General features: G+C 69.6%; 11 protein-coding genes and 1 pseudogene. 7 read left to right on the top strand and 5 right to left on the bottom strand.

From position 1 onward, the window contains the following. The first annotated feature begins 187 nt into the window (after window positions 1–187). Window positions 188–652: a hypothetical protein gene (locus tag CFB41_RS23120; protein WP_089458010.1), complete on the top strand. Its 465-nt coding sequence runs from the start codon at window positions 188–190 to the stop codon at window positions 650–652. Window positions 653–685: 33 nt separating this feature from the next. Then, on the top strand, window positions 686–1,540 hold the full coding sequence (locus tag CFB41_RS37685; protein WP_144029960.1) for an SH3 domain-containing protein: 855 nt from the start codon (window positions 686–688) through the stop codon (window positions 1,538–1,540). Between the two features lie 148 nt (window positions 1,541–1,688). On the opposite strand, the gene ilvD is transcribed toward CFB41_RS37685, so the two are convergent. From ilvD to CFB41_RS23155, 5 genes are all read right to left on the bottom strand, one after another. Continuing rightward, window positions 1,689–3,548 (bottom strand): dihydroxy-acid dehydratase, encoded by a 1,860-nt coding sequence (gene ilvD, locus CFB41_RS23130; protein ID WP_089442700.1) that lies wholly within the window; start codon window positions 3,546–3,548, stop codon window positions 1,689–1,691. 348 nt (window positions 3,549–3,896) lie between these two features. Next, the gene (locus CFB41_RS23135) at window positions 3,897–4,919 is read right to left on the bottom strand and encodes an Ldh family oxidoreductase (protein WP_089442699.1); all 1,023 of its coding nucleotides are present in this window, start codon (window positions 4,917–4,919) and stop codon (window positions 3,897–3,899) included. A 1-nt stretch (window position 4,920) separates the two neighbouring features. Beyond that, entirely contained in the window at window positions 4,921–6,504 is a 1,584-nt protein-coding gene (locus tag CFB41_RS23140; protein ID WP_089458011.1) for an aldehyde dehydrogenase (NADP(+)), read from the bottom strand. Window positions 6,505–6,579: 75 nt separating this feature from the next. Beyond that, window positions 6,580–8,205, bottom strand: coding sequence for an APC family permease (locus CFB41_RS23145; protein ID WP_089458012.1), 1,626 nt, complete (start codon window positions 8,203–8,205; stop codon window positions 6,580–6,582). Window positions 8,206–8,438: 233 nt separating this feature from the next. Further along, window positions 8,439–9,359 (bottom strand): dihydrodipicolinate synthase family protein, encoded by a 921-nt coding sequence (locus CFB41_RS23155; RefSeq protein ID WP_006484863.1) that lies wholly within the window; start codon window positions 9,357–9,359, stop codon window positions 8,439–8,441. 251 nt (window positions 9,360–9,610) lie between these two features. On the opposite strand from CFB41_RS23155, the gene CFB41_RS23160 reads away from it, so the two are divergent. The 5 genes and pseudogenes from CFB41_RS23160 to CFB41_RS23180 all read left to right on the top strand — a co-directional run. Continuing rightward, entirely contained in the window at window positions 9,611–10,543 is a 933-nt protein-coding gene (locus tag CFB41_RS23160) for a 4-hydroxyproline epimerase (RefSeq protein WP_089458965.1), read from the top strand. Further along, window positions 10,540–11,667, top strand: coding sequence for an FAD-binding oxidoreductase (locus CFB41_RS23165; protein WP_089458013.1), 1,128 nt, complete (start codon window positions 10,540–10,542; stop codon window positions 11,665–11,667). The genes CFB41_RS23160 and CFB41_RS23165 overlap by 4 nt, the downstream gene beginning before the upstream one ends. Before the next feature lie 258 nt (window positions 11,668–11,925). Then, window positions 11,926–12,159 carry a 2Fe-2S iron-sulfur cluster-binding protein gene (locus CFB41_RS23170; protein ID WP_012338331.1) on the top strand — a complete coding sequence of 78 codons (234 nt, stop codon included), beginning with the start codon at window positions 11,926–11,928 and terminating at the stop codon, window positions 12,157–12,159. After that, on the top strand, window positions 12,156–13,430 hold the full coding sequence (locus tag CFB41_RS23175) for an FAD/NAD(P)-binding oxidoreductase (RefSeq protein WP_089458014.1): 1,275 nt from the start codon (window positions 12,156–12,158) through the stop codon (window positions 13,428–13,430). The genes CFB41_RS23170 and CFB41_RS23175 overlap by 4 nt, the downstream gene beginning before the upstream one ends. A 14-nt stretch (window positions 13,431–13,444) precedes the next feature. After that, window positions 13,445–13,984, top strand: a pseudogene (locus CFB41_RS23180) (MFS transporter); the annotation flags it as partial. Between the last annotated feature and the right edge of the window lie 46 nt (window positions 13,985–14,030).

The raw sequence follows: 14,030 nt of genomic DNA on the forward strand, positions 1-14,030 counted from the left end.
AAGTTGAGGGCATTTGCGCGAACTTCAACGCGAGCGTGGCAGTCGGGCCAGCACGCGGCATGCCCGCGCCCTGTCCAGTGCAGGAAACAAAAAGTAACCGATCATACCGAGCGGAAATCTGCAGGGGACGTAAGCTAGAGTCAGGCGCGCGCCTGGCGGCGATGCGCGGATTCTGCCGGAGTAACCGATGACCCCGATTCCTGCCGCGAGGTATGCGGTATTCGCATTGACGACGCTGACCCTCGGCGGCTGTTATTACACGCGTCCGTATGGCTATGCGCCGTACTACACGCCGGCGCCGGCCACGCTGACGCAGCGCGAGATCCCCGTCACGCCGGCTGCACCGGCCGCCACTGCGCCAGCCACCGCTGCACCGGCCACCACTTCGCCGGGCCCGGCAGCGGCGGTGGTCGATCCGGCTCCCGTCTACGTCGCGCCGGCCTATCCGCCGCCGTATCCCTATCCCTATCCCTATCCGTATCCGTACTATGCCCCCGCGTATTACCCGGGCTGGTACGGCTGGGGCGCGCCGGCGATCTCGGTCGGTTTCTGGGGCGGATGGGGCGGCGGCTGGCGTGGACGCGGCGGGTACTGGCATCGTCCGTGGGGCGGCGGCCACTGGGGTGGCGGCTGGGGCGGGCATCGGCATTGACCGGCGCGCGGCGGCACCGCGCGGGAGAGCATCATGAGGAACACGATTGTCCGAAGTCTGTGCGTCGTCCTGCTCGGCCTCGCGGCCGTGCCGGGTATGACACAGGCACAGAGCACCGGCTACACGAATGCGCCGGCCGAACTGTTCGCCGGGCCCGCGCCCGACTATCCGGTCGTCGCGCAGATCCCGCCGGGCACCGCGCTGGACGTGTTCGGCTGCCTGAGCGACTACACGTGGTGCGACGTCGCGCTGCCGGGCGCGCGCGGCTGGATCGACGCGCAACTGATCGACTATCCGTACCAGGGCGGTTACGCGCCGCTGGTCGAATACGGCGCGATCATCGGCGTGCCGATCACGGGGTTCGCGATCGGTGCGTACTGGGATCGCTACTACCGTCACCGGCCTTGGTTCCATGACCGCGATCGGTGGGAACACCGCGCGGAACCGCGACTCGGCCCCGGCGGCGTGCCGCCGGGACAGGGGCACCCGCAACCGGGCGGGCTGCCTCAGGCTGCACCGGGCGGCCCGCCCCCCGTGCATGACGCGCGGCCGTCCGCTGCACGCGGCGGCTGGAACGGCGCGATTCGCACGCCGCCGCAGCCGGCTGCACCTGCGCCCGCGCCGATGCCGGGTGCAGCCGGCAATCCGCGTCCGGCAGCGCCGCCGCAGGCCGTCATGCATCCGCCACCGGCTGCCGTCATGCGTCCGCCGCCCGCGCCGGGCGGTGAGGGCCGCTCGATGCCGGTACCGGTGCATCCGGGCGGTGGTGGGGGTGGTGGCGGTGGATACGGTGGCGCGCGACCGCAAGGCGGCGGGAACGGCGGCGGAAGCCACGGCGGTGGTGGTGGCGGAGGTGGCGGCGGCGGTCCGGAAGAATTCCGTCACTGACGATGCCCGGCGCTTTCCACTGGCGCCGGACGAAAAAAAAGCCGCTCCGGAGAGCGGCTTCTGGATCGGGCGAGCGGGCGGTCGTATGGTCCGCAGCCCGACCGGCTAGGTGTTACAAGCAGCCGGCCTTTCGGGTTGTTACCCCCGATCAGTCGTCGAGCAGCGACAGGTCGCGCACCGCACCCTTGTCGGCGGACATGACCAGCTTCGCGTAGGCCTTCAGCGCAGCGGACACCTTGCGCGGACGCGGCTGCGCCGGCTTCCAGCCCTTGGCGTTCTGCTCTTCGCGGCGGCGCGCCAGTTCCTCGTCCGACACCAGCACGTTGATCGTGCGGTTCGGGATGTCGATGCGGATCTTGTCGCCGTCGCGCACGAGGCCGATCGCGCCGCCCGCTGCCGCTTCCGGCGAGCAATGGCCGATCGACAGGCCCGACGTGCCGCCCGAGAAGCGGCCGTCCGTCAGCAGCGCGCATGCCTTGCCGAGGCCCTTCGACTTGATGTAGCTGGTCGGGTAGAGCATTTCCTGCATGCCGGGGCCGCCCTTCGGGCCTTCGTAGCGCACGATCACCACGTCGCCGGCCTTGACCTTGTCGTTCAGGATGTTGTCGACGGCCTCATCCTGCGATTCGGTCACATGTGCGGTGCCTTCGAACACGAGGATGCTCTCGTCGACGCCGGCCGTCTTCACCACGCAGCCGTCGAGCGCGATGTTGCCCGTCAGCACGGCGAGGCCGCCTTCCTTCGAGAACGCATGCTCGTACGAGCGGATGCAGCCTTCGGCGCGATCGAGGTCGAGGCTCGGCCAGCGCGTGTTCTGGCTGAACGCGACCTGCGTCGGGATGCCGGCCGGGCCGGCCTGGTAGAACGTGCGGACCGCGTCGTCCTGCGTGCGGACGATGTCCCACTGGTCGAGCGCGTCCTTCAGCGTCGGCGTGTGCACGGTCGGCACGTCGGTGTGCAGCTTGCCGGCGCGGTCGAGCTCGCCGAGGATCGCCATGATGCCGCCTGCGCGGTGCACGTCCTCGATGTGGTACTTGTTCGTGTTCGGCGCGACCTTGCACAGCTGCGGCACGACGCGCGACAGGCGGTCGATGTCCTTCATCGTGAAGTCGATGCCGGCTTCCTGCGCGATCGCCAGCAGGTGCAGGATCGTGTTGGTCGAACCGCCCATCGCGATGTCGAGCGTCATCGCGTTCTCGAACGCCTTGAAGCCCACCGAGCGCGGCAGCACGCGTTCGTCGTCCTGCTCGTAGTGCTGGCGGGTGAGTTCGACGATGCGACGGCCGGCGCGCTTGAACAGTTGCTCGCGGTCGGCGTGGGTGGCCACCACCGTGCCGTTGCCGGGCAGCGACAGGCCGAGCGCTTCGGTCAGGCAGTTCATCGAGTTCGCGGTGAACATGCCCGAGCACGAGCCGCAGGTCGGGCAGGCCGAGCGTTCGACTTCGGCGACTTCGGCGTCGGAATACGACGGGTCGACCGCGATCACCATCGCGTCGACGAGGTCGAGCTTCTTCACCTCGATGGCCTTGGTGACCGGGTTCGCGAGGCGCGTCTTGCCCGCTTCCATCGGGCCGCCCGACACGAAGATCACCGGGATGTTGAGGCGCATCGCGGCCATCAGCATCCCCGGCGTGATCTTGTCGCAGTTCGAGATGCAGACCATCGCGTCCGCGCAGTGCGCGTTCACCATGTATTCGACCGAGTCGGCGATGATGTCGCGGCTCGGCAGCGAATACAGCATGCCGTCGTGGCCCATCGCGATGCCGTCGTCGACCGCGATCGTGTTGAATTCCTTCGCGACGCCGCCGGCAGCCTCGATCTCGCGCGCGACCAGTTGGCCGAGATCCTTCAGGTGCACGTGCCCCGGCACGAACTGAGTGAACGAGTTGACGACCGCGATGATCGGCTTCGAGAAATCGTCGTCTTTCATGCCGGTGGCGCGCCAGAGCGAGCGCGCCCCTGCCATGTTGCGGCCAGCGGTGGAGGTTTTGGAACGGTAAGTGGGCATGGTCGTTGCTGAAGAAATATCGCGGGAAAAGGGTGGAGGCACGGGAATAAAGGCCTCTCTCGCGCCCGTGCGAACAACCTCTTGAGCTGCGCCCTGGGCAAACTTCGTGATTATCCCACAGCCGCCGGGCGGGCGGCGCCGGCGGGTAAGGCCGACCGGTGCAGGTGGCGCGCGGCGGGCAGCGCGTGGGCGTACAAGCCGAAAGAACCGAACAAAGCGAACAAAGCGCGACGCGAAGACGGAATGGCAGGAACACGCGAAGCCGGCAGCCTGCCATCGCCAGCGCAGCCCGGCCGCGGCTTCATCGCCCGTCTTGCCGACGACGAAGCCGCGCCGCTCGATCGCGCGTCAGTCGAGCAGCGTCAGGATCTCGTCGTACAGCGCCTTCGGAATCCGCACGCCGTTCGCGAGGCTGCGCGCACGGGCGTCGAAGCGGCGTTGCGACGGCAGCCGCGCACCCTGCGCGACGATCGATTCGAACATCCGTTCGCCACGCGCGAGCCCCGTGTCGAGATCGTCGCCGAGGAACACCTTCGGGTCGAACGCGATCACGAGCTCGCCATGGCACGGCGTCGCGCCGACGCCTTCGTCGAAGTCCATCGATTCCCGGCTCGTCATGTCGCCGATCAGCGCGCCGCCGAGCAGTTCGACCATCGCCGCGAGCGCCGACCCCTTGTGGCCGCCGAACGTACGCATCGCACCCTGCAGCGCGGCTTTCGGGTCGGTGGTCGGCCGGCCGTCGGCGTCGATCGCCCATTCCGGCGGGATCGCCTTGCCTTGCTTCGCATGCAGCTCGATGTCGCCGCGCGCGATCGCGCTCGTCGCGAAATCGAACACGAACGGCACGCCGCCCGGGCGCGGCCATGCAAACGCGATCGGGTTCGTGCCGAACACCGGCTCCTTGCCGCCTTCCGGTGCAACCCAGCTATGGCTCGGGTTCATCGCGATGCCGACCAGCCCCTCGGCCGCGATGGCCTCGACCTCGGGCCACAGCGCGGAGAAGTGGTAGCAGTGGTTGATCGTCATCGCGGCGATGCCGTGCTGCTTCGCCATCTCGACGAGCACCGGCAGCCCGGTCTCGAAGCTCAGCAGCGAGAAGCCGCGATGGGCGTCGACCGAGACGATCGACGACGACAGCCGGCGCAGCGTCGGCACGGCTTGCGGATCGACCTTGCCCTTCTTCAGCGAACGCACGCAGACGAGCAGCCGGTACACGCCATGCGAATGGCATTCGTCGCGCTGGCCTTGCGTGATCACGTTGGCGATGGCACGCGCATGCGCGTCGGACATCCCGTGGTGCGTCAGCACGCGCAGCGCGAGCGCATGGACTTCATCGAGCGACAGGACGATTTCGTCGGTGGATGCGGTCATCTCACGCCCCCCGCGGCGCGGGCACGCCGTCGATGCGTTGCGGCACGTTCAGCGGATTGCCGTTGCGGATCGCGTCCGGCAGCAGCGCGTCAGGCAGGTCCTGGTACGACACCGGACGCAGGAAGCGCTCGATCGCGCGGGCGCCGACGGACGTCGTGCGCGTATCGGACGTGGCCGGGAACGGGCCGCCGTGCACCATCGCATGGCCGACCTCCACACCCGTGCCGAAGCCGTTGACGAGAATGCGGCCGGCCTTGCGCTCGAGCAGCGGGCGCAGCGCGGCGAACAGCGGCGCGTCGCCATCGGCGAGGTGGGCCGCGATCGTCAACTGGCCTTCGAGCGACTTCAGCACGCGATGCAGCGTGTCGGCGTCCGGGCAACGCACGATCAGCGAAGCGGGGCCGAACACCTCGTCGCGCAACTCGGGATGCGCGACGAACGCGTCGGCCGAGGTCGCGAGCAGCGCCGCGCGGGCCTGCAGGCGGTTGCCTTCGGCGCCTTGTGCGAGCAGCTCGACGGCCGCGTGATCGCGCAGCGCCGCGACGCCCTGTTCGTAGCTGGCGTGGATGGGCGGCGTCAGCATCGTTTGCGCGGGCGCGGCACGCACCGCGGCGGCGGCCGATTCCTCGAATGCGCGCAGCGCGGGCCCGTCGACGGCGAGCACGAGGCCCGGGTTCGTGCAGAACTGTCCGGCGCCGAGCGTGAGCGACGCGACGAACTGCGGCGCGATCGCATCGTGGCGCGCGTCGAGCGCGGCGGGAAACAGCAGCACGGGATTGATCGAGCTCATTTCCGCATAGACGGGAATCGGCTCGGGGCGCGCGGCCGCGATGTGCATCAGCGCGACGCCGCCGCGGCGCGAGCCGGTGAAGCCGACGGCCTTGATGCGCGGATCGGCGACGAGCGCCTGACCGATCTCGCGCGACGCGTCGAACAGCAGCGAGAACACGCCGGCCGGCATCCCGCATTCACGCGCGGCTTGCTGGATTGCGCGGCCGACGAGTTCCGAGGTACCCGGATGCGCCGAATGCGCCTTGACGATCACCGGGCAGCCGGCCGCGAGCGCCGAGGCGGTATCGCCGCCGGCGACCGAGAACGCGAGCGGGAAGTTCGACGCACCGAACACGGCTACGGGCCCGACCGCGACGTTGCGCAGACGCAGGTCGACGCGCGGCAGCGGCTTGCGCTCGGGGCGCGCCGGATCGATCCGCGCGTCGAGAAAGCCGCCGTCGCGCACGAGCGACGCGAACAGCGCGAGCTGGCCGACCGTGCGGCCGCGCTCGCCTTCGATGCGCGCGCGCGGCAGGCCCGTTTCGATGACGCAGCGCTCGATCAGGTCGTCGCCGAGCGCCATGATGTGGCGGCCGATCGCGTCGAGAAACGCGGCGCGGGCGTCGAGCGACGTTTCGCGATAGGTGTCGAAGGCGTCGTCGGCGAGCGCGCAGGCCCTCTCCAGGTCGTGCAGGGTCGCGCCGCCGAAGGCGGGTTCGAGCCGCTCGCCGGTGGCGGCGGCGATCGCGTGGAGGGTGCCGTTCTGTCCGGCGACGGCGGATGGGCCGATCAGGAGCTGACCTGTGAGTTGCATGGTTTTCCTCGGAAAAAACAGGAGCCGGGCGTGGAGCGCCCGGCCGAAGGGATCATGGGAAAGGGCGCGGATGCGTCAGTCCTCGTCGTCGTCGAGTTGCAGCTTCTCCGAGCGCACGCCGGTATTCGCCCCCCAGTAGTAGATGACGAGTGCGACGGCCGCGACGACGACCGTGTCGTAAGGGTGCGCAAGCTGGCCCGTGCCGCCGAAGCCGCCGAGATACGACAGCACGATCATCGCGGCATAGAACGCGATCAGCCACGCGGACGAGCGCACCTGCTCGGCGAGGCTCAGGTGCGCGGTCGGCACCCAGCGGCGGCACGCGAGATAGATCACGAACATCACGATCTGCAGGCCGAGCAGCCAGGACACCGTGCTCCAGCCCGACCAGTAGACGATCAGCGCGGCGATCACGAACGACGCGGGGCCGGTGATGCCGAACGCGCTGGCGCGGAACGGCCGGGGCAGGTCGGGGGCGGTGCGGCGCAGCGCGGCGACCGACACCGGTGCGACCGCATAGCTCAGCACCAGCGCGGCCGACACGATGTTGATCAGCGCTTCCCACGACGGGAACGGCAGCGTCCAGAAGATCGCGAGGCCGAACGTGAGCCACAGGCCCGCGCGCGGGATGCCCGACGCTTCGTCGACGCGCGTGAACACCTTGAAGAACGTGCCCGTCTTCGCCCAGCCGTAGACCACGCGCGGCGTCGCGTTCATGTAGATGTTGCCGCAGCCGCTCGGCGAGATCATCGCGTCGGCGACGACCATCACCGCGAGCCAGCCGACGCCGAGCGCCAGCGCGATGTCGCGGTACGGCAGCGAGAACGCCTTGCTCACGTCATGCCAGCCGGCGGCGAGCATGTCGGTGGGGATGCTGCCGATGAACGCGAGCTGCAGCAGCACGTAGATCAGCGTGGACAGCAGGATCGACAGGATCAGCGCGATCGGGATCGTGCGTTGCGGATTGCGCACCTCGCTCGCGACCGACACGATCGGCGTGAGCCCGAGGTACGCGAAGATGATGCCGCCCGCGGACACCGCCATCTCGATGCCCGGCATGCCGAACGGCGCGAAGCCCTGGATCGTCAGGTTCGCGGGTTTGAAGAACGTGAACAGCACCGCGATCACGGCCAGCGGCACGATGAACTTGAAGATGCTGATGATGTTGTTCGCCTTCGCGAACGTCTTCACGCTCGAATAGTTCAGGTAAAAGAAGAAGCCCAGCAGCGCGGCCTGCACGAGCCAGCCGAGGGTGGTCGGGTCGCTCGATCCTGCGGCGGTCAGGCCCGGAAACCACGCGGCCGCATACTGGCGCGCGGCGACGACTTCGATCGCGATCAGGCTCGAAAAGGCGATCAGCGTGATGAAGCCCATCAGGTAGCCGAGCAGCGGGCCGTGCGAGAACACCGGGTAGCGCACGACGCCGCCCGCGCGCGGCAGCGCGGCGCCGAGTTCGCAGTAGACGATGCCGAGCAGCAGCACCGCGAAGCCGCCGAGCAGCCACGAGAAGATGCCGGCCGGGCCGGCGATCGTCGACACGTGACTCGCGGCGAACAGCCACCCCGAACCGAAAATGGCGCCGAGACCGATGAACGTGAGATCGGTCAGCGACAGCTGTTTCTTGAACTTGCCGTGACCCGCGTCGGGGTGCGCGGAACGGGAAAGCGGGACAGACGGGTGAGCGTTGCCTTGGCCTGGCATGGGCGTGTCTCCTGGAGGAATATCGGCACAGGCTCGAGGTGCGCCGCGCTCCGACGGAGCAGCGGCGCGAGCCTGCCGGCCGGCGTCGCCCGGTTCGAACGACCGGGGCGGGCTGCGGGGCGCTCACGCGCGGCGCGCTCGGGCGCCGGTATGAACGGGCCCGCAGGCCATGCCGGACCGGAGACGGCGGCGTGCAGGGGGGAAAGCCCGCGCGCCGCCGCAGGGGGAGTCGATCAGAGACCGACGTCGGGCAGCGCCGGGCGCGTTTCGAGCGCCTTCGCGACGATGGCCTTCACTTCCGCGAGCGTGTCGCCCTGCAGCGCGAGGCGCGGCGGCCGCGTGATCGCGCTGCCGCGGCCGACCAGCTCTTCGCACAGCTTGATGCACTGCACGAGGTCGGGGCGTGCGTCGAGGTGCAGCAGCGGCATGAACCAGCGATACAGTGCGAGCGCTTCGTCGAAGCGCTTCTGCTTCGCGAGGCGGAACAGCGTCTCGCCTTCCTTCGGGAACGCGTTCGACATGCCCGACACCCAGCCTTCGGCGCCGACGGCAATGCTCTCGACCACGACGTCGTCGAGGCCCGCGAACAGCACGAAGCGATCGCCGACCGCGTTGCGCAGGTCGATGAAGCGGCGCGTATCGCCCGACGAATCCTTGAAGCAGACGATGTTCTCGCAATCCTGCAGCGCGATCAGCACGTCGGGCGTCACGTCGTTCTTGTAGATCGGCGGGTTGTTGTAGACCATCACCGGCAGGTCGGTGCTGGTCGCGACCGCGCGGAAGTGCGCGGCGGTTTCGTGCGGCTTCGCCGAGTAGACCAGCGCGGGCATCACCATCACGCCGTCGACACCGACGCGCTGCGCCTCACGCACCGTGTTGCGCGCGAATTCGGTCGTGAATTCGGCGATGCCGGCGATCACCGGAATCTTGCCGCCGGCCGCGTCGCGTGCGGCCTCGATCACCTGGAGCTTCTCGCTCGTCGACAGCGACGTGTTCTCGCCGACCGTGCCGCAGACCACGAGGCCCGAGACGCCGTCGTTCACCAGGTTCTTCACCACGCGGTGCGTGGCGTCGATGTCGAGGGAAAAGTCCGGCTTGAACTGGGTGCTGACAGCCGGGAAAACCCCGGTCCACTGAATGGCGTTTCGGCTCACTTCAATCTCCTACGTGTTTGTATCGGTCGGCCGACAGGTGTCGGTGTGGCAACCAGTATCGCCGCGCAAATGCCCATCACGCTTGAGTCGTATCGCGGAGCAAAATGACGAAATCGGCACAGCGGCCGGGCCGCGCGGGAAGGGCGCTTCGCGCTATGCCGATTTCGTCGTCGTCCTCATCGAAAAGCCACAAGCGGGCGGACGCGCGACGGAGGAAGCTGTGCTCCTTTCCCCACTTCGGACGGCTCATGATGAAGCGCATCCAGATCATCGATTCGCACACGGGCGGCGAACCCACTCGGCTCGTCGTGTCCGGTTTCCCCGCGCTCGGCAGCGGCACCATGGCCGAGCGCCGCGACGTGCTCGCGCGCGAACACGACCGTTACCGCACCGCCTGCATTCTCGAACCGCGCGGCAGCGACGTGCTGGTCGGCGCATTGCTGTGCGAACCCGTGTCGCCCGAGGCGGCGGCCGGCGTGATCTTCTTCAACAATAGCGGCTATCTCGGGATGTGCGGGCACGGCACGATCGGCGTCGTGCGCACGCTGCACCATATGGGGCGCATCGCGCCCGGCGTGCACCGGATCGAGACGCCCGTCGGCACCGTCGAGGCGACGCTGCACGACGACCTGTCGGTCAGCGTGCGCAACGTGCCCGCGTATCGCCATGCGAAGGGCGTCGCGCTCGACGTGCCGGGTTACGGCCCCGTGAAGGGCGACATCGCGTGGGGCGGCAACTGGTTCTTCCTGATCAGCGACCATGGGCAGCGCGTGGCCGGCGACAACGTCGCGGCGCTCACCGCGTATGCGTCGGCCGTGCGTGAAGGGCTCGAACGCGCGGGCATCACCGGCGCGAACGGCGGCGAGATCGACCATATCGAGCTGTTCGCCGACGATCCCGAGCACGACAGCCGCAGCTTCGTGCTGTGCCCGGGCCTCGCGTACGACCGTTCGCCGTGCGGCACCGGCACGAGCGCGAAGCTCGCGTGCCTCGCGGCCGACGGCAAGCTCGAACCGGGCGCCGTATGGCGGCAGGCGAGCGTGATCGGCAGCGTGTTCCAGGCGAGCTACGAGCCGGCCGACGGCGGCATCGTGCCGACGATTCGCGGCAGCGCGCACCTGAGCGCGGAAGCGACGCTGCTGATCGAGGAAGACGATCCATTCGGCTGGGGTATTGCGCCGTGAGCGACACGAAGACGGATGTCGTCGTGATCGGCGCCGGCATCGTCGGCGCGGCGTGTGCGCACGAACTCGCGCAGCGCGGGCTGCGCGTGCTCGTCGTCGACGACGCGAGCGGCGGGGCAACCGGCGCGGGCATGGGGCACCTCGTCGCGATGGACGACAACGCGGCCGAACTGGCGCTCAGCCATTACTCGATCGAACTGTGGCGCGCGCTGAGCGGCGAGATGCCCGAAGGGTGCGCGTACCGCAACTGCGGCACGTTGTGGCTCGCTGCCGATGCGCACGAAATGGATCTGGCGCGCGCGAAGCAGTCGACGCTGGCCGCGCATGGCGTGGCGGGCGAACTGATCGACGCGGCGACGCTCGCGCGACTGGAGCCGATGCTGCGCACGAGCCTCGGCGGTGCGCTGAAGATTCCCGGCGACGCGATCCTCTATGCGCCCGTCACCGCGAACTGGCTGCTGCAGCGCGCGCCGCGCATCACGTTGCGGCGCGACCGGGCCGTGGCAGTCGATGGCCCGAGCGTGACGCTCGCGAGCGGCGACACGCTGCGCGCGGAGCGGGTAGTCGTCGCGAACGGCGTGGCCGCGCGCACGCTGCTGCCCGAGTTGCCGCTGCGCCCGAAAAAGGGCCATCTGCTGATCACCGACCGCTATCCGGGCCAGGTGTCGCATCAGCTCGTCGAGCTGGGTTACGCCGCGAGCGCGCATGCGAGCGACGGCACGTCGGTCGCGTTCAACGTGCAGCCGCGGCCGACCGGCCAGTTGCTGATCGGGTCGTCGCGCCAGTTCGACACCGAGGACGCGCAAGTCGACCCGCCCGTGCTCGCGCGCATGCTGCGCCGCGCGGTGGGTTACCTGCCGGACCTCGCCGACCTGAACGGGATCCGCGCATGGACGGGGTTCCGTTCCGCGAGCCCCGACGGGCTGCCGCTGCTCGGCGAGCATCCGGCGCGGCCGGGCGTGTGGCTCGCGGTCGGGCACGAAGGGCTCGGCGTGACGACCGCACCGGGCAGCGCGCGGCTCGTCGCTGCGCTGATGGCCGGCGAACGGCCGCCCATCGATATCGAACCGTATTTGCCGGGACGCTTCCTGAGCGCGTCCCTCGTCGCCGGAGCGCTGACATGAAACGACCCCCTCGCTCACTTTGCTCGCTGTCGAACGGTGTTGGCGCTTCAGCGCTTGCGCCAGTCCCATGCGCGACGCTTCCCGCGGGGGCGGTTAACCCCGTTCGGGCGGCTCGACGGAGGCTGAGATGAAACGACCCTCACGCTCTCTTCGTTCGCTGTCGACCGGTGTTGGCGCTTCAGCGCTGACTCCGGTCCCATGCACGGCGCCCCCCGTGGGGGTGGTCAGCCTCCTTGGGGCGGCCCGGCGGAGGTTGACATGATCATTCATCTGGACGGCCGCGCGCTGACGGTGGCCGACGGCGCGACCGTCGCGGCCGCCGTCGCGGCGAGCGGCGACGACACGACGCGCGTGTCGTGCACGGGGGCGGCGCGTGCGCCGTTTTGCGGGATGGGCATCTGCCAGGAGTGCAGGATGACGATCGATGGCCGTCGCCGGCTGGCTTGCCAGACACTGTGCCGCGACGGGATGCAGGTGGAGCGCACGCGATGAAACAGGAACGACTGAGCGTCGACGTCGCGATCGTCGGTGCGGGGCCGGCCGGGCTGTCGGCCGCGCGGGCCGCCGCGCGCAGCGGTGCGACGGTTGCGATCGTCGACGACAATCCGCGCGCAGGCGGGCAGATCTGGCGGCAAGGCGCGGCGACGACGCCGACGCCGACGCCGGCCGCCGCCGCGCGCCTCGCCGTATTGCGGCAGCCGAATGTCACGCATCTCGCGGCGACGCGCATCGTCGCTGAGACGCAGCCGGGTACGCTGCTGCTCGAAGACGACGAACGCGGGCTGCTGCTCGACTTCCGTACGCTGATTCTCTGTTGCGGCGCACGCGAGCTGCTGTTGCCGTTTCCGGGCTGGACGCTGCCGGGCGTCACCGGTGCGGGCGGTTTGCAGGCGTTGATCAAGTACGGCCTCGACGTGCGCGGGCAGCGCACGGTGATCGCGGGCAGCGGGCCACTGCTGCTGGCGAGCGCGGCGACGGCCCGTCAGGCCGGCGCGCGCGTGTCGCACGTGCTCGAACAGGCCACGTGGGGCGACGTGGCCGGGTTCGGGGCGGGGCTGTGGCGCTGGCCGTCGAAGCTCGCGCAGGCCGCGAAGCTCGTCACCGGCGCCTATCGACCCGATGCGCATGTCGTCGAGGCGTTCGGCGCCAAGCGGCTCGAACGCGTGCGGATTCGTCAGGGCGATCGCGAGTTCGACGTCGACTGCGACCGGCTCGCGTGCGGCTTCGGGCTTGTGCCGAATACCGTGCTGCCGAGTCATCTCGGCTGCCGGATCGATAACGGCGCGGTGGCGGTCGATGTGCACCAGCGCACGAGCCGCGATGGTGTTTTTGCGGCGGGCGAGTGTACGGGCGTCGGCGGCAGCGAACTGGCGATGGTCGAAGGCGAAATCGCCGGTTTGGCGGCGACCGGGCAGACGGCGCAATTGGCTGCGCTGGTTACGCAGCGGGCGCACTGGCAGGCGTTTGCCGATGCCGTACGCGAGCGCTTCGCGATCCGCGAGCCGATCCGCCGGCTCCCGCGGGCCGACACGTTGCTGTGCCGTTGCGAGGACGTGCGTTTCGATGCCGTCGCGCAAGCGCCGGGCTGGACGGCCGCGAAACTGCAATCCCGTTGCGGGATGGGCGCGTGTCAGGGCCGTGTGTGCGGCGCCGCCGCGCAGGCGCTGTTCGGCTGGACGCCGCCGGTGCCGCGCACGCCGCTCGTGCCCACGCGGGTCGGCACGCTGATGCTGGACGGTACGGCATCCTGCGACGGCGCGTGACGCGTCGCGGCCCCTCGAGCTGGCTGCCGACGCTGCTGCGCACGACCGGCGCGACGCTGCAGACGGCCGCGCGCGTGACCGCGATGTTCCAGATCGGCGGCACCCTCGGCGCGATCGTCCTCGGCGGGCTGATGGACCGCTTCGATCCGCATCGCGTACTGGCCTGCAGTTATGCGGCGGCCGGCGTATTCGTCGCCGCGATCGGCGTGTTTGCCGCATCGCCGTGGGGTGCCGGGCTCGCCGTGTTCGCGGCCGGCTTCTGCGTGTCGGGTTCTCAGGTCGGTGCGAACGCGCTGTCGGCTGCGTTCTATCCGACCGAGTGCCGCACCACCGGCGTGAGCTGGGCGAACGGGATCGGCCGGGGCGGCTCGGTCGTCGGATCGATGGCGGGTGGCGCGATGCTGGCGATGGGCGTGCCGTTGTCGACTGCGTTTGCCGTCGTCGCGGCGCCGTGCTTGATTGCGGGGATGGCGGTGCTGGCGCTCGGTGTGGTCCGTGCCGATTCGACGCGCGTGACTGCCGCGAAGGCGATGGCGGGCGAGCAGGCCACTTGAGCGAAGGAGGCGGTGTAAGGCCGTCTGCCGGCAAACGGCGGGGAGC

The organism is Burkholderia sp. AU33803 (assembly GCF_002223095.1).
In the GTDB taxonomy this organism is placed as follows: Bacteria; Pseudomonadota; Gammaproteobacteria; order Burkholderiales; family Burkholderiaceae; genus Burkholderia.

Excerpts from the sequence above, each read along its gene's own strand:
- CFB41_RS23135 (WP_089442699.1), bottom strand. The coding sequence starts at position 4,919 with ATGACCGCATCCACCGACGAAATCGTCCTGTCGCTCGATGAAGTCCAT.
- CFB41_RS23145 (WP_089458012.1), bottom strand. The coding sequence starts at position 8,205 with ATGCCAGGCCAAGGCAACGCTCACCCGTCTGTCCCGCTTTCCCGTTCC.
- ilvD (WP_089442700.1), bottom strand. The coding sequence starts at position 3,548 with ATGCCCACTTACCGTTCCAAAACCTCCACCGCTGGCCGCAACATGGCA.
- CFB41_RS23120 (WP_089458010.1), top strand. The coding sequence starts at position 188 with ATGACCCCGATTCCTGCCGCGAGGTATGCGGTATTCGCATTGACGACG.
- CFB41_RS23140 (WP_089458011.1), bottom strand. The coding sequence starts at position 6,504 with ATGCAACTCACAGGTCAGCTCCTGATCGGCCCATCCGCCGTCGCCGGA.
- CFB41_RS23160 (WP_089458965.1), top strand. The coding sequence starts at position 9,611 with ATGAAGCGCATCCAGATCATCGATTCGCACACGGGCGGCGAACCCACT.
- CFB41_RS37685 (WP_144029960.1), top strand. The coding sequence starts at position 686 with ATGAGGAACACGATTGTCCGAAGTCTGTGCGTCGTCCTGCTCGGCCTC.
- CFB41_RS23175 (WP_089458014.1), top strand. The coding sequence starts at position 12,156 with ATGAAACAGGAACGACTGAGCGTCGACGTCGCGATCGTCGGTGCGGGG.
- CFB41_RS23170 (WP_012338331.1), top strand. The coding sequence starts at position 11,926 with ATGATCATTCATCTGGACGGCCGCGCGCTGACGGTGGCCGACGGCGCG.